Source organism: Thauera sp., assembly GCF_035444905.1.
Taxonomy (GTDB): Bacteria; Pseudomonadota; Gammaproteobacteria; order Burkholderiales; family Rhodocyclaceae; genus Thauera.
In genome coordinates this window covers 17,817-35,980 of sequence record NZ_DAOMPS010000029.1, presented here as the reverse complement: position 1 = coordinate 35,980, position 18,164 = coordinate 17,817, and the positions used below count along the sequence as shown (strand labels likewise).

The window sequence follows — 18,164 nt, the reverse complement described above, 5'->3', positions numbered from 1 at the left end:
GCACTCAGGCCGGACTGCGACCCATCCTCTCGAAGATCTTTTCCAGCTTCTCCGCCAGCGTCGCCGCGGTGAAGGGCTTGACCACATAGCCGCTCGCCCCGGCCTGGGCCGCGGCGATGATGTTCTCCTTCTTCGCCTCGGCGGTGATCATCAGCACCGGCAGGTGCTTCAGGTGCGGCGTGCGCCGGATCGTCTGGAGCAGGGCCAGCCCGTCCATGTTCGGCATGTTCCAGTCGGTGACGACGAAATCGAAGGGCGCACTGTTCAACTTCTGCAGCGCGATCGCGCCGTCCTCGGCCTCGTCGACGTTCGCGTAGCCCAGCTCCTTGAGCAGGTTGCGGACAATGCGACGCATGGTCGAAAAGTCATCGACGACGAGGAACTTCATCTTGGGGTCGGCCATTTTCTCTGTTCTCCGGAATTGCTTGCCCGCGCCGCTCAGGGTGCGCGCCGGCCTCGCTGCAACATGGGCCGAATCGTCTCGGCGAGCACGTCGCCGTCGAATTTTGCCACGTAGGCATCCACGCCGACGCGCTTGCCCATGGCGCGATTGGCCTCGGACGACAGCGAGGAGTGCATGACGACGGGAATGCCGCTGAAGCGGGGGTCGGCCTTGATGTTGCGGGTCAGTACATAACCATCCATCTCGGGCATCTCGGCATCGACCATGATCAGGTCGATGTCGTCGATCACGTGCCGCCCGCCCTGCTCGGCATGGGTGGCGATGCTGTCGAGCCGGTTCCAGGCCTCCAGCCCGTTCTGCGCATGCTTGTGACGCACGCCGAGCTTGTCGAGCACCTCGGCGATCTTGCGCCGAGCCACCGCCGAGTCATCGACGAAGAAGACGTTCACCTCGTGACCGTTGCCGAGCGGCGCAATGTTGCCGACCACCGCGTCACCAAAGGTGTTGGCGAGGATGGTCTCGACGTCGAGGATGGACACCAGCCGGCCGTCGGGCAGCTCGGTGATCGCGGTGATGAAGCTCTGCGTGCCGGGGGAGACGTTCTCGGGCGCCCTCACCCGGTCCCAGTCCACGCGGATGATGCGGTCGACCGAGTCGACCAGGAAGCCGAGCGTGCGCTTGCTGTACTCGGTCACCATCATCGCCCCGCCCAGCGGCGCGCCAGGCGGCACGAGATCGAGGATGCGGCCCAGGGCGAGCACCGGGATGACGTTGCCGCGCAGCGAGATCAGGCCTTCGACGCCGACCGGCATGTTCGGCGTGCGGGTGATGAATGGGGTCTTCGATACCTCGCGCACCTTGAACACGTTGATGCCGAAGTTCTCGCGCGTGCCGAGCGAGAACAGCAGGATCTCCATGCGGTTCGAGCCGGCCAGCGTGGCACGGCCCTCGACGGAGTCGAACAGGGCACATTCTTCGTGCTGTGTGTTCTGCATGCGGGCCTCCTCAGCCGCCTTGCTCGCTGCCGTGCGCGCCCAGCCGGCGCACGAGCGTCTGTGCCAGGCGTTGCGGCTCGAACTTCGGCACGTATTCGTCCACCCCGACCGAGCGGCCGAGTTGCTGGTTCGACATCCCCGACAGCGAGGAATGCATGATCACCGGGATGTCGGCAAAGCGCCGGTCGGCCTTGATCTGGCGGGTGAGCATGTAGCCGTCCATTTCCGGCATCTCGACGTCGGTCAGCACGAGGCTGACGAAGTCGGACACCTTGCGCCCGCTCGCATCGGCATGCGCGGCGACCTTGCGCAGCTCGTCCCAGGCCTGGCGGCCATTGACCGCGCCGACGTGGCGCAAGCCCATCGCGTCCAGGGTCTGCACGATCTGCCGCCGCGCCACCGAGGAGTCGTCGGCGAAATACACTACATGCTCGTCGGCGCCAGGCACCGGCGTGATGTCGCGGAACAGGAACTCGTCATCGTAGTTGGACGTCTCGGACAACACCTTTTCGACGTCGAGCATCATCACCAGGCGCGCGTCGGCCAGCTCGGTGACGGCCGTCACCAGGCCGCCGAGCTTGGCTGACAGCATCTCCGGCGGTACCCGCATCTGCGACCAGTCCAGGCGCAGGATGGTGTCGACCGCCTCGACCAGGAAACCCTGGGTGTGGCCGTTGTACTCGGTGACGATCATGATCTCGCGCGGGCTGTCGTCACCGATGCCGCCGTAGCTGCCCAGATCGACCACCGGCACCAGGGCGCCGCGCAGGCTGACCATGCCCTGCACCGCCGCTGGCATCTCGGGCGCAGCGGTGATGGGCGGCGTACGCATCACCTCGCGTACCTTGAAGACATTGATGCCAAAGGTCTCGCGCCGGCCGGTGCGCGGATCGGCGCCGAGCGTGAACAGCAGGATCTCGAGCTTGTTCGTTCCTGCCAGCCGGGTGCGGGCGTCGATGTTCTTGAGTAGTTCGGACATGTTGTTTTCCGCTTCACGGTCTCGTGCGGGCGCACGGATCGGGCGCCATGGAGTCAATATCGGCCGCCGACGCCCCTACTTGAGCACCGATGTTCAGCGCACCGGCGCGCCGAAGAGGTCGCTCACCGACGGCCCACCCACGTCCGGGGGTCCATCGCCATCGGGCGCCCCCGTCCCGCCGACGTCGAGCTGCCGGCCCGGGTTGCGCATGGCCTCTTCCGCCTGGCGGTTGAGCACCACGATGCTGATGCGGCGGTTGGCCGGATCGAGCGGGTCGTCCGCGTTCAGGTGCGCGGTGTCGGCGAGGCCGAGCACGCGCAGCAGCTTGCCGGGCTCGAGCCCGCCCGCGACCAGCTCGCGCCGCGCCGCATTGGCCCGGTTGGACGACAGCTCCCAGTTGGAAAAGCCGCGCTCGCCGCCGGAGTACTGCGCCGAATCGGTGTGCCCGGACATGCTGATGCGGTTGTCGACGTCATTGAGCGCACGGGCGATCTCGCGCAACAACTCGCGCGTGTAGGGGCGCAGGTCGGCGCTCGCCGAGGTGAACATCGGCCGGTTCTGCGCATCGATGAGCTGGATGCGCAGGCCCTCGCTGATGATGTCGAGCAGGATCTGGTTCTTGAACTGGCGCAGCGAGGGGTTGGCCTCGATGATCGCCTCGAGCTTGCCCTTGAGGTCGATCAGGCGCGCCCGCTCGCGGCGCTGGGCGATGCGCGCAAGGTCCATCTCATCGACGTTCTGCGCTCCGCGCGAGGCTGCCTCGAAGTTGATCGAACGCGTGCTCGGCACATCGCCACGCTTGACCTGCCCCACCGAACGCGTCAGATCCTCGCCACCGCCCTTGATGATGCTCGAGCTGTCGCCGGTGCCGCTGCCGCCTTCGAGCGTCATCTTGAGGGGGTTCTGGAAATAGTCGGCAATGCCCTCGAGGTCACCCTGCGCGGTCGAGCCAAGCAGCCACATCAGCAGGAAGAAGGCCATCATCGCGGTCACGAAGTCGGCGTACGCGATCTTCCATGCACCGCCGTGGTGGCCGCCGCCGCCCTTCTTGATGCGTTTGACGACAATCGGCTGCTGGGTGTCGTCGCTCACGGCGCGCTCCTCCCTGTCCCGCCCGGGTGCGTCGGCTCAGCCGCCCAAAGCGTCGCTCCAACTGGCTTCATGCGCGCCTCAGCCCTTGCGGTTCTTGATTTCTTGCTCGAGCTCGGTAAAGCCCGGGCGGTCGGTGGCGTACAGCACCTTGCGCCCGAACTCGACCGCAACCTGAGGCGCGTAGCCATTCATGCTCGCCAGTAGCACGACCTTGATCACCTGATAGATCTTGCCGCTCTCCTCCACCTTCTGCTCGAGCTGGCTGGCGAGCGGGGAGACGAAGCCATAGGAGACCAGGATGCCGAGGAATGTACCGACCAGCGCGCCACCGATCATCTTGCCCAGCACGGCCGGCGGCTGGCCGACCGACCCCATCACGTTCACCACCCCCATCACGGCGACCACGATGCCGAACGCGGGCACGGCGTCGGCGACCTTGGCCACGATGTGGGGCGCCTGATGCGCCTCCTGGTGATGGGTCTCGATCTCCATGTCCATGAGGTTCTCGATCTCGAACGCATTGAGGTTGCCGCCCACCATCATGCGCAGGTAGTCGGTCATGAACTCCACTGCGTGGTGGTCCGCCGTCACGCTCGGATACTTGGAGAAGATCGGGCTGGCCTCCGGGTTCTCGATGTCGTTCTCGATCGACATCAGTCCTTCCTTGCGCACCTTGGCCAGGATCTCGAACAGCAGCGCGAGCAGATCGACGTACAAGGCCTTGTTGTAGCGCGAGCCCTTGAGCGCCATCGGCAGCCCCTTGAGGGTGGCCTTGATCGCCTTCGGCCCGTTGCCGGCGACGAAGCCGCCGATCATCAGGCCGAAGATCGCGACGTACTCGAGCGGCACCCACAGGGCCAGCAGGCTGCCGTGCATCGCGTAGGTACCGAGCGATGCCAGCAGCACGATAACGTAACCAATGATCAGGAACACCAGTGACTCCAGAAGGGTCGGCCGCGAACCCGGCCTGCCACACAGCAGGCCGCGGAGTTGCAGCATCTGACGGTCTTAACGACCGGTCCCGGCAAAACTTGAACCCTGCCCATCGCCCGCGCACGGGGGCGCCCAAAAGACATGGGCCGCGCTGTCTCCAGTGCGGCCCATGTCAGGCGATGCGGGGCTTGGCTTGCGTCGCGCCGGTCTCAGGCCGGCACCAGCTGCCGGGTGCGCGACACCGCCTTGCGCGCGGTCTTCTTGCGCGAGGAGCCGGCACGCGAGGGCATGTTGCACAGGCCACACACGTAGGCATGCACCGGATCGTGGGCATGGGCGACGAACTGCCCGCCACAGCAGGTGCAGGCGCTCAACTGCAGCAGGTCGGCGTCGAAGAAGCGCACCAGGGTCCACGCCCGGGTCAGGCTCAGTACCGGTTCCATCGCCGCGCCCTCGATGTGATCGAGGTAGAGGTGGTAGGACTTCAGCGTCGCCTCAAGGCCCTGCACCCCGCCGCGACCGCTGAAGAAGCGATGGAAACCCATGAACAGCGAGGAATGCACGTTGGGCTGCCAGGTCATGAACCAGTCGGTCGAGAACGGCAGCATGCCCTTGGGCGGCGAGACGCCACGCACCTCCTTGTAGATCTTGAGCAGCTTCTCGCGGCTGAGGCGCGTCTCGACCTCGAGCATCTGCATGCGCGCGCCGAGCTGGACCATTTCGACTGCGAGTCGAACGTCCTCTGCCTCTGCGATGACGGTCTTGTTCTTCATCAGGGCCTCCTCAGGCCGCTTCTTCGGCAGCCTTGCCCGCGGCGAGGATCGCCGCGTGCAGGCTTGCGCTGGTGGCATCGCGCCCCTCGCCCGCCATCAACCGGGCCAGTTGTGCGTCGTCGAAACGAAAGCAGGGGATCAACATCTGGCTGCTCGCCATGCGCACCAGCTTTGCCGCCGACATGGACTGGATCAGATCGGCCAGGCCGTCACCGATGCCGAGCCGGAACAGGGCCGTCGCCCGGTCACTGCGAAGCATCTGCTGGGCGAGCATCAGGTAGGCGAGATTCAGTTCGCGAATTTCGGCCTGGAAGTCTGGACGATCCATGGTTTCCAATCCCCTTCAGGGATCAATGACACTGAAGTTAAAGTAAATTCTCAGCAACGGCAAGTTACAGAATCACCGGAACCGTGCTTTTTGACACAGCACCTGTGGCCTTGCAGCAACAGAGCCCCACTGCACTCGGTGGCAACGGTCACCGATCGGGCGTCAGCGAGCCGAAGCGGAAGGCGTCGGCAACCAGCGGACGGCCATAGCGGAATCCCTGCAGCGCGTCGCAGTGCGAGGCCTGCAGCAGTATCTCCTGCGCCGCCGTCTCCACCCCCTCGGCCACCACCCGCAGGCGCAGACTGTGCGCCATCGCGAGGGCCGCGCGCACGATCGCGCTGGCATCGTCGTCGCGATCAACGTCGCTCACCAGCGCGCGATCGATCTTGATCACATCGATCGGCAGCCGGCGCAGGTAGGCGAGCGAGGAATAGCCGGTGCCGAAGTCGTCGATGGCGATGCGCAGGCCCAGGGCCTTCAAGGCTCGCAGGCAGCGCGCCGCGTGCTCGCAGTCGCTCATCAGCGAGCTTTCGGTGATCTCGAGCACGAGACACGAGGCCGGGAAGCCACTTCGCGCCAGCGCCGCCTCCACCTGAGCGTAGAGGCCGGGCTGCACGAACTGCACTGCGGACACATTCACCGACATCTCGAAATCCGCCAGCCCCGCACGGTGCCAGCGCTTGCCCTGCATGCAGGCCTCGGCCAGCACCCATGCGCCGATGTCGGCGATGAGGCCGGTCTCGTCCGCGAGCGCAATGAAGCGGTCGGGACCGAGCAAACCGTGCACCGGGTGCTGCCAGCGCAGCAGGGCCTCGGCGCCGCGGGCGTGACAGCTCGCGGCACCGACGATGGGCTGGTAGTGCAGGCGCAGTTCGTTGCGGGCCAGCGCCGAGCGCAAATCCCGCTCGAGCGCCAGCGCGAAGGCCGACGCCCGGCTCTGGGCTTCACGATGAATGCGCACGCAATTGCCGCCCGCGCGTTTGGCCTCGGCCAACGCCACCTCGGCCTGCATCAGCGCATCGACGGCAGGGACGTGGCCGGCATCGAGCAGCGCGACGCCGACGCTCGCATTCAGCGTCAGGCCGCCAGGCACGCTGGCGAAGGGTCGCTCGGGGACGCGCAGCAGGCAGCGCGCCAGCAGTTCGGCCTGGCCCTCGTCGACCACGCCCGGCACGAACACGCCGAAGCGGTCGCCGCACAGCCGTGCCAGCATCGCGCTCGGCGGCACGACCTCCACCAGCCGCCGGCCGAGCTCGCGCAGGACCTCGGTGCCGACCTCATAGCCGAAGCCGACGTTGACCCGCATGAAGCGATCGAGGTCGAACACGATCAGGGTCGCGCCGGTATTGCGGCCGCTGCGCTCGCGGCATGCAAGCCAATCGGCGACCCGGGCACAGAAATGGGCCTGATTGGACAACTGGCTGAGCCCGTCGAACAGGCTCAACTCGCGAATTCGGTCCTCGGCCCGGCGCACGGCGGCACGGTCGGCCTGGGCGAGCAGTTCGCGCTCGATGACCGCGAGCAGGCGCGCATGGTCGCCCTTGACGACGAAGTCGCGCGCCCCCTCGTACATCGCCCCGACACCCTCGCTCGGCGTCATGCGGCCCGAGTGCAGGATGAAGGGCAGATCCCTGCCGCTACGCTGCAGCACCGTCAGCGCGCGCCGGCAGTCGAAGGCCCGCAGGGTGTGATCGCACAGGACGAGGTCCCACGCCGTCGTCGCGAGCGCGGCCGCCATGTCGATCGCATTGTCGACCCGCATCCACGACAATCGCATGCCACGGCGAGCCAGTTCGGCCTCGACGCGCAGCGCGTCGTCCTCACAGTCATCGACGATCAGCACCCTCGGCGTCGAGCCGCGCTCGGGCATTGCCAGCGCATCACCCGGCGCCGATCGCATCACGTCGCCGCCCTGCCGGCCTGGAGCGCAACGACGCGATTGCGACCCTGCTGCTTGGCAACATACGCCCCCTGGTCGGCCACCTTGATCAGCGCATCGACATTGGCCATCTCCGCCTCGCGCTCGGCGATGCCGATGCTCACCGTCATCTCCAGCTGCGGCCCGCCGGTGTCGATCAGCCGTGACTCGGCCGCGACACGCAGGCGCTCGGCGACGGTCATCGCCGCGCGCAGGTCGGTATCGGGACAGATGACGAGGAACTCGTCGCCGCCGGTGCGGCAGATCACGTCCTGCGCCCGCAAGGCCTCGCGCAGCAATTCGGCCGACTGCCGCAGGGCGATGTCGCCGACATCGTGGCCATAGGTGTCGTTGATCGCCTTGAAGGCATCCAGATCGATGATCATGGCCGCCAGCGGGCGACCGTGCCGCGCCGCCGCGGCCCACTCCATCTGCATGGACTCGAGGGCGTGGCGACGGTTGGGCAGACCGGTCAGCGGGTCGGTCAGGGCGGCCTCCTGCAGGCGGCGATTCGAGATCGCGAGCTCGGCGGCGAAGTTGCGCAGCTCCTCGCGCTCATGCTCGAGCTCGTGCTGCAGGGCCAGCATGCGCAGGCAGGACCGCAGGCGAACGCCGAGCGCCGCACCGCGCAGGGGCAGCACGGCGAAGTCGTCGGCGCCGGCCGCGGCCGCCGCCAGCAGCAGCGCATCGTCCTCCCGCGGCAGGATGGCCAGGATGTGCATGCAGCGCCCGAGGCGCAGATCGCGCAACCCCCGCACCAGCTTCTCGCCCTCGCTGCCCGAAGGCGAGACCCAGTCCACCAGCACCATCTGCGGCTGCACGTCGATGGCGAGCTCGAGCGCCGCTTGCGCCGAGGCAGCCTCGAACACCTTCAGTCCTGCCGCCTTCAGCTCGGCGCTCAACACGGCACGCGCCGCGGCGTCGCGCACCACCACCAGCGCGGGCATCACGGCGGCACCGGGCTCGCCGCCGGCCGTCTCGTCCGCCCCGGCGGCATCGGCCAGCGCTGCATCGCCGCCGAGTTCGCCGAAGCGAGGCACGGTCTCGGTGCGAATCTGCAGCAGCTTGCCCCATTCGCCCCAATCGCGACCGACGCGATCGCACAGGTTGATGAACTCGCCACGGCCAAGGCCGAGCCGGCTCGACAGGCGCAGCATCACGGGCATCAGGCGTTCCTGCTCGGCGACCGGCGCAAGGCACAACTGCGCGATCGCGCGCGACAGCACCAGGCACTGCACCAGCCCGGACTCGCGCGAACCCTCGGCGTAGCCCGCCAGCTCGGGGCTCTCATGAAAGCGCACCGGCTGCACCAGGGCCTCGGGCAGGCCCCAGTCGAGCAGCATGGCGGCGCCGAGCTCGCGATGGTTCATGGCGAAGGCCTGATCCTCGAGCGCCACCTGCTGCAGCCCGGGGGCGCGCTTGATCTCGGCGAGCAGACGCGAGAACGCATCGGGATAGAGGGTGGCGAGCGCGAGTTCGCCCACCCGCGCCAGCAGCCCCAGGCTGAAGGCCTCGTCGGGCGCCGCAACCCGCACGCGCTGCATCAGTGCCTGCATCGCCAGCGCCATGAGCAGCGACGAGGACCAGAAACGCGGGTAGTCGAAGCCCGCGCAACCGCCCTTGCGGTAATGCGACAGCAGGGAAAAGCCCAGCGCCATCGTGCGCACCGCGGGCAGGCCCATGACCATCAGGGCCTCCTGCACCGACACCACGGCGCGCCGGTTCTCCGCCACCAGTCCGTTGGCCGCCTTGACCAGGCGGCCAACGAAGGCCGGGTCGCCCTTGATCACGCGGCCGAGCTCGGCCATCGACACGTCGGCCGACTGCGTCAGGCGAATGATCGCGATCGCAACGCCGCGCGGCGACGGCAGATCCCCCGCGGCCTTGAGCTGGGCGAAGCGCTTCATGTCGATCGGCTGTGCCATGCACTCCCCAATGTGGTCTGGTGACTCCCTGTCGGCCCTGCGCACGCACGACGAGGTATCTTCGTCATAACGGCGGCGAGGCGCGATTCTTTAACGCTTGCGTACAGGAGGGCAAGCGAAAGCAGGCTAGAATCGGCGAAAACCTCACGTTACCCGCCATGAAATTCTGTTCCACCTGCGGCGGCGCCGTCGCCTTCCGCATCCCGCCGGGCGATACCCTGCCGCGCCATGTTTGCGAACACTGCGGCACGATCCATTACCAGAACCCGAAGGTCGTCGTCGGCGCCCTGCCGGTGTGGGAGGATCGCGTGCTGCTGTGCCGGCGTGCCATCGAGCCACGCTACGGCATGTGGACCCTGCCCGCCGGTTTCATGGAAAACGAGGAAACGACCGCCCAGGCGGCGGCGCGCGAAACCCTCGAAGAAGCCTGCGCGCGCATCGAGGTCGGCGAGCTGTATACCCTGATCGACGTGCCGCACATCAGCCAGGTGCACATCGTCTATCGGGCCCGCCTGCTCGACCTGGATTTTCGCCCGGGCGAGGAATCGCTCGAGGTTGCACTGTTCCGCGAGGAGGACATCCCCTGGGAGCAGATCGCGTTCCGCTCGATCTCCATGAGCCTGCGTCATTTCTTCGCCGACCGTCGCACCGGCCACTGGCAGGTGCACACCGCCAGCCTCGGCCCGCCGCCGCCGGATTGGCGCTGATTGCTGCAATGCCGCAACACTCTCCAAGACTATGCAGGCATCAGGGTTGAGCCCCCCTGCCGTGCAGAGGATAATCTCGGGATTCCTTCCCGCCTGCGGATCATGACCAGCTACATTTTCGTCGTCATCAGCGCCGTTCTGGTGAACAACGTCGTCCTCGTCCGCATTCTCGGGCTGTGCCCCTTCATGGGCGTGTCCAAGAAGCTCGAGACGGCGATCGGCATGGGTGCGGCCACCACCTTCGTGCTGACGCTGGGCGCGGGCACCAGCTACCTGATCGACCACTACCTGCTGCAGCCCTTCGAGCTGGGCTACCTGCGCACGCTGTCCTTCATCGTCGTCATTGCCGCGATCGTCCAGCTCACCGAGCTCGTCATCCAGAAGACCAGCCCCTTGCTGCACCAGGTGCTGGGCATCTACCTGCCGCTCATCACCACCAACTGCGCGGTGCTCGGGGTGCCGCTGCTCAACGTCGGCATGCGCCACAACCTGCTCGAGTCGCTGCTGTTCGGTTTCGGCTCCTCGGTCGGCTTCACGCTGGCGCTGGTGCTGTTCGCCGGCATCCGCGAGCGCCTGGACGGCGCCGACGTGCCGCTGCCGTTCAAGGGTACGGCCATCGCCATGATCACCGCCGGCTTCATGAGCCTGGCCTTCATGGGTTTTGCCGGCCTCGACCGCTTCCACTGAGGATCGCACGCGCATGCTCACTGCCCTCCTCGTCATGGCCGGCATCGCCATCGTGCTCGGTGCCGCGCTCGGCTATGCGGCGATCCGCTTTCGCGTCGAAGGCGACCCGCTGGTCGAGAAGATCGACGCCATCCTGCCGCAGACCCAGTGCGGCCAGTGCGGCTTTCCCGGTTGCAAACCCTACGCCCAGGCCATCGCCAACGGCGAGGCCGACATCAACCAGTGCCCGCCGGGCGGCGATGAGGGCGTGCGCAAGCTGGCCGACCTGCTCGGCCGCGAGTTCAAGCCGCTGTCCGAAGAGCACGGCGTCGAGAAGCCCAAGTCGGTCGCCGTCATCGACGAGCAGACCTGCATCGGCTGCACGCTGTGCATCCAGGCCTGCCCGGTCGATGCCATCGTCGGTGCCGCCAAGCAGATGCACACCGTGGTCGAGCCCCTGTGCACCGGCTGCGAGCTCTGTGTCGCGCCCTGTCCGGTCGACTGCATCGCCATGGTGCCGGTGGCCGACACCGTACAGACCTGGAAATGGAAATACCCCGTGGTCGAAATCAGGAAGGCGGCATGATCGGGCGCCTGTTCAAGTTCCATGGCGGCATCAAGCCGGCAGCCCACAAGGATGAGTCGGCCAGTGCCCCGATCCGGCGCGCGCCCCTGCCCTCGCGCCTGATCGTTCCGCTGCGCCAGAGCACGCGCGCCACCGCCACCTGCATCGTCGAGGTCGGGCAGAAGGTGCTCAAGGGCCAGCGCATCGGCGAACCCGAAGGCCTGCTCGGCACCGCGGTGCACGCCCCGACCTCGGGCACCGTGGTCGACTTCGGCCCCTACACCATGGCCCATGCCTCCGGCCTGCGGACGCGTTGCGTGGTGATCGAGCCCGACGGCGAGGAACGCTGGATCGAGCATGCGCCCTTCGACTACCACGGCACCAGTCGCGAGGAATCGCTCGCCTGGCTGCGCGAGTGCGGCATCGTCGGTCTGGGCGGCGCCAGCTTCCCCAGCCACGTCAAGCTCGGCAAGGGCGCCGGCATCGAGACCCTGATCCTCAACGGCGGCGAATGCGAGCCCTGGATCACCTGCGACGACCGCCTCATGCGCGAGCGCGCAGCCGACATCCTGGCCGGGGCGGTGATCCTGCGCGAGCTCATCGGCGCGCGCGAGATGGTGGTCGGCATCGAGGACAACAAGCCCGAGGCGATCGCCGCGATGCAGGAAGCCGCAGCCGCCTCCGGCCACGGCGTGCGCATCGTGCCCATCCCCTCGCTCTATCCGGCGGGCGGCGAGAAGCAGCTCATCCGCGTGCTGACCGGCATCGAGATCCCCTACGGCAAGCTCGGCGCCGACTTCGGCGTGCAGTGCTTCAACGTCGGCACCGCGCACGCGGTGTATCGCGCCATCGCCCATGGCGAGCCGCTGCTGAGCCGCATCGTCACCCTCACCGGCAACGTCGAGGATGCCGGCAACTGGGAGGTGCTGATCGGCACCCCGATCGAGGAGCTGCTGCCGCTGGCGCGTCCGAAACCCGACACCGACCGCCGCATCATGGGCGGTCCGATGATGGGCTTCGCGCTGCCGCGCCTGGACGTGCCCATCGTCAAGGGCAGCAACTGCATCATCGCCGCCTCGCCCAAGCTGTTTCCGCCACCGCCGCCCGAGCAGCCCTGCATCCGCTGCACCGAGTGCGCCAAGGCCTGCCCGGCCGAACTGCAGCCCTTCGAGCTGTACTGGTTCGGGCGCTCGAAGAACTTCGGCAAGGCGCAGGAATACCACCTCTTCGACTGCATCGAATGCGGCTGCTGCGCCTACGTGTGCCCCTCGCACATCCCGCTGGTCGATTACTTCCGCTTCTCCAAGAGCGAGATCTGGGCACGCGAGCGCGACAAGGCCGCCGCCGACCAGGCGCGCGAGCGCTTCGAATTCCGCAACTTCCGCCAGGAGCGCGAGAAGGCCGAGAAGGCCGCCAAGCTCGCCGCCAAGGCGGCCGAGACGCGGGCCAAGCTCGCCGAGGCGGGGAGCGATGCCGCAGCCGCCGAGCCCGCGCCGGCTGCCGAAGACCCCAAGAAGGCCTTGATCGCGGCCGCCCTGGCGCGCGCCAAGGCCCAGAAGGCCGAGGTCAAGCCGCAGAACACCGACAACCTCAGCCCCGAGACGCAGGCCGAGATCGCGGACATCGAGGCACGCCGCAAGGCCCTGGCGGGCGCCGACGGGGTGGCGGCCCCGCGCACCGACGCGGGCCCGGCCGCGGCCGCCGCCGCTGACGAGCCCAGACCCTGAGCCCTCAATGATCCATTCACCCTACGTCCGCAAACCGGTCAGCGTGCAACGCACGATGGGCCTCGTCCTGCTCGCCCTGCTGCCCGGCATCGCCGCCTACGCGTGGAAGATCGGCACCGGCATCCTCGTCAACCTCGTGCTCGCCACCCTCGCCGCGCTGCTCGCCGAGGCGCTCGTGTTGTGGCTGCGCCGGCGGCCGGTCGGCATCGCGCTCGGCGACCTCTCCGCCGTCGTCACCGCCTGGCTGGTCGCGCTCAGCCTGCCGAGCATCGCGCCGTGGTGGCTCACGGTATCGGCCGTGCTGGTGGCCATCGTCGCCGTCAAGCACCTCTACGGTGGGCTGGGGCAGAACCCCTTCAACCCGGCGATGGTCGCCTACTGCACGATGATCGTTGCCTTCCCGGCGCTGATGTCGCAGTGGCCCGCGCCCGGCCAGCTCGATTTCGCCTCCCAGCTCGGCCTCATCCTCGGCGGCGCCCGCGACCTGGACGCCATCACCGGCGCCACCGCGCTCGACGCGCTGCGCACCGGGCTGCGGGCCGAAGGCGCCAGCGTGGGTTCGGTGATGCAGGGCAGTGCCTTTGGCCTGGTAGGCGGGCGCGAATGGGAATGGGTCGGGCTCGGTTACCTGGTCGGCGGCCTCTTCCTGCTCGCCACCCGCATCATCACCTGGCACATGCCGGTCGCCTTCCTCGGCACGCTGGTCGCCATTGCCGGGGTGTTCTGGCTCATCGAACCCGCCCACTTCGCCTCGCCGCTGTTCCACCTGGCCAGCGGTGGCGCCCTGCTCGCGGCCTTCTTCATCGTCACCGACCCGGTATCGGGCGCCACCACGCCGCGCGGCAAGCTCGTGTTCGCCGCCGGCATCGCCCTCATCGTGTGGCTCATCCGCAGCTTCGGCGCCTATCCCGACGGCATCGCCTTCGCGGTGCTGCTGATGAACATGTGCGTGCCGCTGCTCGACATGAAGACACAGCCGCGGGTCTTCGGCCATCGCGACGAGGCCGGGGAGGCAGGCAAATGAGCGGCCGCTACACCGCCACCCGGACCTCGCTGCGCACCAGCGCCATCATGGTGCTGTTCACGCTGCTGTTTACCGCGCTGATGTCCTCGACCTACCGCGTCACCCGCCCCGCCATCGAGGCCTCGAAGCAGGACGCACAGATGCGCCTGCTCGCCGAGGTGCTGCCACCAGGCAGCTACGACAACGCCCTGCTCGACGACGTCGTGCGCTTCGGGCCGGCGCCGCAGATCGGCATGGAGGCCGGCGGGCGCGTATGGCGCGCGCGCAAGGCGGGTGAACCGGTGGCGCTGATCATCGAGGGCGCGGCGACCGACGGCTACGCCGGTCGCATCGGCCTGGTGGTTGCGGTACAGCGCGACGGCCGCCTGTCCGGCGTGCGCGTGACCGAGCACAAGGAGACCCCCGGCCTGGGCGACTACATCGATCCCAGGAAGGACCGCCGCAAGGATTCGCCCTGGATCGCCCAGTTCGCCGGCGCCAGCTGGGCCGCGGTCAACACCGCCGAATGGACGGTGCGCAAGGACGGCGGCAGCTTCGACTACCGCGCCGGCGCCACCATCAGCGCGCGCGCCGTCACCCGCGCCGTCGGCCACAGCACCGCCTTTGCCGCAGAGCGCATGGACGCGCTCTTCGCTGCCCCTGCCGGCAGCCTGCTCGGAGACGACTCATGAGCCCGCAACAGTTTCGCGACATCTCCTGGAACGGCCTGTGGAAGCAGAACCCCGGGCTCGCCCAGTTGCTCGGCCTGTGCCCCATCCTCGCCGTCAGCACCACCCTGGTCAATGCGGTGAGCCTGGGCATGGCCACCGTGCTGGTGATGACGGTGGCCAACCTGGCGGTATCGGCGCTGCGCAACTTCATCCCTTACGAGATCCGCATCCCGGTCTTCATCCTCATCATCGCTTCGCTGGTGACGATGGTCGACCTGGCCTTCAACGCCTATTTCCACGACCTCTACCTGGTGCTGGGCATCTTCATCCCGCTCATCGTCACCAACTGCATCGTGCTCGCCCGCGTCGAGGCCTATGCGGCCAAGAACGACCCGCTCACCTCCACCGTGGACGGGGTCATGATGGGCATCGGCCTGGTGTGGGTGCTGGGCGTGCTCGGCGGCATCCGCGAGCTGCTCGGCGCCGGCACCCTGTTCTCGGGTATCGACATGATCATCCCCGGCGCCCAGGCGTGGTCGGTGTTCGGCGACGACTACCCCGGCTTCCTCGTCGCCATCCTGCCGCCCGGCGCCTTCTTCGCGCTGGGCGTGCTGATCGCGGTGTTCAACATGATCAACGCCCGCCTTGCCGCGAGGGCGCGCCGCAGCCCGCCGCCCACGGCGCCCGCACCCAGGACCGAAGGCGAGGCCGAGCCGGCGGCGGCAGGCTGAGCGCATGGCCCTGATGAAGCGCGAGGCGATTCGCGAGTTCTTCCGTCGCCTGCACGAGGCCAACCCGAACCCGCAGACCGAGCTCGAATACGCCTCGCCCTACCAGTTGCTGGTTGCCGTCGTGCTGTCGGCGCAGGCGACCGACCGCAGCGTCAACATCGCCACGCGCAGGCTGTTCGCCCTCGCGCCCACCCCCGAAGCCATGGTCTCGCTCGGCGAGGAAGGCATCGCCGACTGCATCAAGACCATCGGCCTGTTCCGCAACAAGGCGAAGAACACGCTCGCGTTGTCGCGCCTGCTGCTCGAGCGCCACGGCGGCGAGGTGCCGGCCGCGCGCGAAGCCCTCGAGGCCCTGCCCGGCGTCGGCCGCAAGACCGCCAACGTGGTGCTCAACACCGTGTTCCGCCAGCCGGTGATGGCGGTGGATACCCACATCTTCCGCCTCGCCAACCGCAGCGGCCTCGCCCCCGGCAAGGACGTGGTCGAAGTCGAGAAGGCCCTGATGCGCCGCGTGCCCAAGGACTACCTGCTCGACGCCCACCACTGGCTGATCCTGCACGGCCGCTACGTATGCACCGCGCGCAGCCCCCGCTGCGGCCGATGCAGCGTGCGCGACCTGTGCCTGTTCCGCGACAAGACCGACTGAAGCGCGCGACCAACCCACCTAGCCGAGAACCGCCATGTACAACCCCAGCCGCGACCAGGTACGCAGCTTCTTCATCGACACCTGGCGCAAGGCCCGCGCCAAGGAAGTGCTGACGCCGATGGAGACGATCGCCGCCGACATCATTGCGATGCATCCGGAATACCACGCGATCGTCGAGGACCCGGACGCGATCGACCGCGACTTTCCACCCGAAGCCGGCCAGATCAACCCCTTCCTGCACCTGTCGCTGCACCTGGCGATCGAGGAGCAGCTCTCGATCGACCAGCCGCCCGGCATCCGCGCCGCCTTCGACGCCGCCTGTCTGCGCCGTGGCGAACGACACGATGCCCTGCACGACGCACTCGAGTCGCTCGGCGAGATGCTGTTCGAGGCCCAGCGCAAGGGCACGCCGCCCGACGGTGCAGCTTATGTGCACAGCCTGCGGCGCAAGGCCGGCCTCGGATGAACCATCGCGCCGCCTGCGCGTCCGAAACCTACAGACAGCCCTCCGCAAGCACAGGATGCCGACCATGAGCACACGCAAGCCGACCGCCGAGCGTACCGATCTGCTGCAGATCGCCAACCACGTCTTCTTCATGACGGCCCTGCTTTTCGTGGCCCATCAGAACGCGCTCAACGCAGACGTCTTGCGCTCGCAGACCGTCTTCGTCGCGCAGGCGCTCAACCTGCAGCCGCGCACCCCGCCGCCGGGCTTCGACCCCGACGAGATGACGCTCGACGCGCTGGACGTCGCCTCGCCCACCGATTGAAGCTCGACGGCAAGCGCCCCTGACCGGGCCCTTCAGGTCCTGCGCGCCGATGCTGCGGTGCGAAAGCGGGCCTTCGGCCAAGTCGATACAATCCGGGCTTCTACTGCGAGCCCCGCATGCCCTTACGGCAGCGCCGAGGCGAGGCTCGCCCAATTCCCGAATCCCTGGAGGCGTCCATGTCCGGTCTGTTGCCCAATGTCGATCCCGATGGCCTGCTCGAATACTCCGTGGTCTATACCGACCGCTCGCTCAACCACATGTCGCAGGCCTTCCAGGGCGTCATGCGCGAGCTGTCGACGACGCTGAAGAAGGTCTATCACGCCCAGTCCGTCGCCATCGTCCCCGGCAGCGGCACCTTCGGCATGGAGGCGGTTGCGCGCCAGTTCGCCACCGGCAGGAAGACCCTGGTGATCCGCAACGGCTGGTTCAGCTACCGCTGGACCCAGATCTTCGAGATGGGGCACATCCCCAGCGAATCGATCGTCCTCAAGGCCCGCCAGCTCGCCGACGACGCCCAGGCGCCCTTCACACCGGCGCCGATCGAAGAGGTCGTGGCGGCGATCCGCAACCAGCGTCCGGACGTGGTGTTCGCGCCGCACGTCGAGACCTCGGCCGGCATGATCCTGCCTGACGACTACCTGCGCGCGGTGGCCGACGCCACTCACGAGGTCGGCGGCCTGTTCGTGCTCGACTGCATCGCCTCGGGCACGATCTGGGTGGACATGTCGGCCACCGGCGTCGACGTGCTGGTGAGTGCACCGCAGAAGGGCTGGACGGCCTCCCCCTGCTGCGCGATGGTGATGATGAGCGCCGCCGCGCGCGAGCGCATCGAGGGCACGACCAGCACCAGTTTCGCCTGCGACCTCAAGAAGTGGCTGCAGATCATGGAGACCTACGAAGGCGGCGCCCACGCCTACCACGCCACCATGCCCACCGACGGCCTGGTCAGGCTGCGCGACGTGATGCGCGAGACCGCGGCCTATGGCTTCGACAAGGTCAAGGAAGAGCAGCTCGAGCTCGGCCGCCGCGTGCGCGCCCTGCTCGAGGCGCGTGGTTTCCCGAGCGTGGCGGCGCCGGGCTTCCAGGCCCCGGGCGTGGTCGTCAGCTACACCACCGACGACGGCATCAAGACCGGCGCCAAGTTCGCCGCGGCCGGCCTGCAGGTGGCCGCCGGCGTGCCGCTGGCGTGCGACGAGCGCCCCGACTACAAGAGCTTCCGCATCGGCCTCTTCGGCCTCGACAAGCTGCACAACGTCGAGCGCAGCGTCGCCACCCTGGAAAAGGCCCTCGACCAGCTCGCCTGAGCGGCCAGGGCCTGCAGGCGCGCGCACT

Annotated in this window: 20 protein-coding genes; 11 read left to right on the top strand and 9 right to left on the bottom strand. The window is 67.9% G+C overall.

Annotated elements, in window-relative coordinates:
- Window positions 1–4 precede the first annotated feature (4 nt).
- The 9 genes from cheY to PLC66_RS13515 form a co-directional block, all read right to left on the bottom strand.
- Window positions 5–403: a chemotaxis response regulator CheY gene (gene cheY, locus PLC66_RS13555; RefSeq protein ID WP_324541267.1), complete on the bottom strand. Its 399-nt coding sequence runs from the start codon at window positions 401–403 to the stop codon at window positions 5–7.
- 35 nt (window positions 404–438) lie between these two features.
- Window positions 439–1,398 (bottom strand): chemotaxis protein, encoded by a 960-nt coding sequence (locus tag PLC66_RS13550; protein WP_324541265.1) that lies wholly within the window; start codon window positions 1,396–1,398, stop codon window positions 439–441.
- A 10-nt stretch (window positions 1,399–1,408) separates the two neighbouring features.
- Entirely contained in the window at window positions 1,409–2,377 is a 969-nt protein-coding gene (locus PLC66_RS13545) for a chemotaxis protein (RefSeq protein WP_324541263.1), read from the bottom strand.
- A 93-nt stretch (window positions 2,378–2,470) separates the two neighbouring features.
- The gene (motB, locus tag PLC66_RS13540; RefSeq protein WP_324541261.1) at window positions 2,471–3,469 is read right to left on the bottom strand and encodes a flagellar motor protein MotB; all 999 of its coding nucleotides are present in this window, start codon (window positions 3,467–3,469) and stop codon (window positions 2,471–2,473) included.
- 78 nt (window positions 3,470–3,547) lie between these two features.
- Complete coding sequence (motA, locus tag PLC66_RS13535; RefSeq protein ID WP_324541312.1) at window positions 3,548–4,402, bottom strand: flagellar motor stator protein MotA; 855 nt, start codon at window positions 4,400–4,402, stop codon at window positions 3,548–3,550.
- Between the two features lie 209 nt (window positions 4,403–4,611).
- Window positions 4,612–5,175, bottom strand: a complete 564-nt coding sequence (gene flhC / locus PLC66_RS13530; protein ID WP_324541259.1) for a flagellar transcriptional regulator FlhC — start codon at window positions 5,173–5,175, stop codon at window positions 4,612–4,614.
- A gap of 10 nt (window positions 5,176–5,185) precedes the next feature.
- The gene (flhD, locus tag PLC66_RS13525; protein WP_324541310.1) at window positions 5,186–5,503 is read right to left on the bottom strand and encodes a flagellar transcriptional regulator FlhD; all 318 of its coding nucleotides are present in this window, start codon (window positions 5,501–5,503) and stop codon (window positions 5,186–5,188) included.
- 148 nt (window positions 5,504–5,651) lie between these two features.
- Complete coding sequence (locus PLC66_RS13520; RefSeq protein ID WP_324541257.1) at window positions 5,652–7,403, bottom strand: putative bifunctional diguanylate cyclase/phosphodiesterase; 1,752 nt, start codon at window positions 7,401–7,403, stop codon at window positions 5,652–5,654.
- Window positions 7,403–9,346, bottom strand: a complete 1,944-nt coding sequence (locus PLC66_RS13515; RefSeq protein WP_324541255.1) for a GGDEF domain-containing response regulator — start codon at window positions 9,344–9,346, stop codon at window positions 7,403–7,405. The genes PLC66_RS13520 and PLC66_RS13515 overlap by 1 nt, the downstream gene beginning before the upstream one ends.
- Window positions 9,347–9,504: 158 nt before the next feature.
- Here PLC66_RS13515 and PLC66_RS13510 point away from each other — a divergent pair, with 158 nt between their 5' ends.
- The 11 genes from PLC66_RS13510 to PLC66_RS13460 all read left to right on the top strand — a co-directional run bounded on the left by PLC66_RS13510 (window position 9,505) and on the right by PLC66_RS13460 (window position 18,136).
- Window positions 9,505–10,053 carry an NUDIX hydrolase gene (locus PLC66_RS13510; RefSeq protein WP_324541254.1) on the top strand — a complete coding sequence of 183 codons (549 nt, stop codon included), beginning with the start codon at window positions 9,505–9,507 and terminating at the stop codon, window positions 10,051–10,053.
- Window positions 10,054–10,155: 102 nt separating this feature from the next.
- The gene (gene rsxA, locus PLC66_RS13505) at window positions 10,156–10,740 is read left to right on the top strand and encodes an electron transport complex subunit RsxA (RefSeq protein WP_324541252.1); all 585 of its coding nucleotides are present in this window, start codon (window positions 10,156–10,158) and stop codon (window positions 10,738–10,740) included.
- Window positions 10,741–10,753: 13 nt separating this feature from the next.
- A complete protein-coding gene (gene rsxB / locus PLC66_RS13500; protein ID WP_324541250.1) occupies window positions 10,754–11,305 on the top strand; it encodes an electron transport complex subunit RsxB in 552 nt (183 codons plus the stop codon).
- Window positions 11,302–13,011, top strand: a complete 1,710-nt coding sequence (gene rsxC / locus PLC66_RS13495; RefSeq protein ID WP_324541248.1) for an electron transport complex subunit RsxC — start codon at window positions 11,302–11,304, stop codon at window positions 13,009–13,011. Before rsxB ends, rsxC begins: the two co-directional genes overlap by 4 nt.
- 7 nt (window positions 13,012–13,018) lie before the next feature.
- Window positions 13,019–14,035 carry an RnfABCDGE type electron transport complex subunit D gene (locus PLC66_RS13490; protein WP_324541246.1) on the top strand — a complete coding sequence of 339 codons (1,017 nt, stop codon included), beginning with the start codon at window positions 13,019–13,021 and terminating at the stop codon, window positions 14,033–14,035.
- A complete protein-coding gene (locus PLC66_RS13485) occupies window positions 14,032–14,706 on the top strand; it encodes an RnfABCDGE type electron transport complex subunit G (protein ID WP_324541245.1) in 675 nt (224 codons plus the stop codon). The genes PLC66_RS13490 and PLC66_RS13485 overlap by 4 nt, the downstream gene beginning before the upstream one ends.
- On the top strand, window positions 14,703–15,416 hold the full coding sequence (locus tag PLC66_RS13480) for an electron transport complex subunit E (protein WP_324541243.1): 714 nt from the start codon (window positions 14,703–14,705) through the stop codon (window positions 15,414–15,416). The genes PLC66_RS13485 and PLC66_RS13480 overlap by 4 nt, the downstream gene beginning before the upstream one ends.
- Before the next feature lie 13 nt (window positions 15,417–15,429).
- Window positions 15,430–16,062, top strand: coding sequence for an endonuclease III (gene nth, locus PLC66_RS13475; protein ID WP_324541308.1), 633 nt, complete (start codon window positions 15,430–15,432; stop codon window positions 16,060–16,062).
- A gap of 34 nt (window positions 16,063–16,096) precedes the next feature.
- Window positions 16,097–16,528, top strand: coding sequence for a DUF1841 family protein (locus PLC66_RS13470; RefSeq protein ID WP_324541241.1), 432 nt, complete (start codon window positions 16,097–16,099; stop codon window positions 16,526–16,528).
- A gap of 64 nt (window positions 16,529–16,592) precedes the next feature.
- Window positions 16,593–16,832 carry a hypothetical protein gene (locus PLC66_RS13465; protein ID WP_324541239.1) on the top strand — a complete coding sequence of 80 codons (240 nt, stop codon included), beginning with the start codon at window positions 16,593–16,595 and terminating at the stop codon, window positions 16,830–16,832.
- A 176-nt stretch (window positions 16,833–17,008) separates the two neighbouring features.
- Window positions 17,009–18,136 carry an aminotransferase class V-fold PLP-dependent enzyme gene (locus tag PLC66_RS13460; RefSeq protein ID WP_324541237.1) on the top strand — a complete coding sequence of 376 codons (1,128 nt, stop codon included), beginning with the start codon at window positions 17,009–17,011 and terminating at the stop codon, window positions 18,134–18,136.
- Window positions 18,137–18,164: the final 28 nt, after the last annotated feature.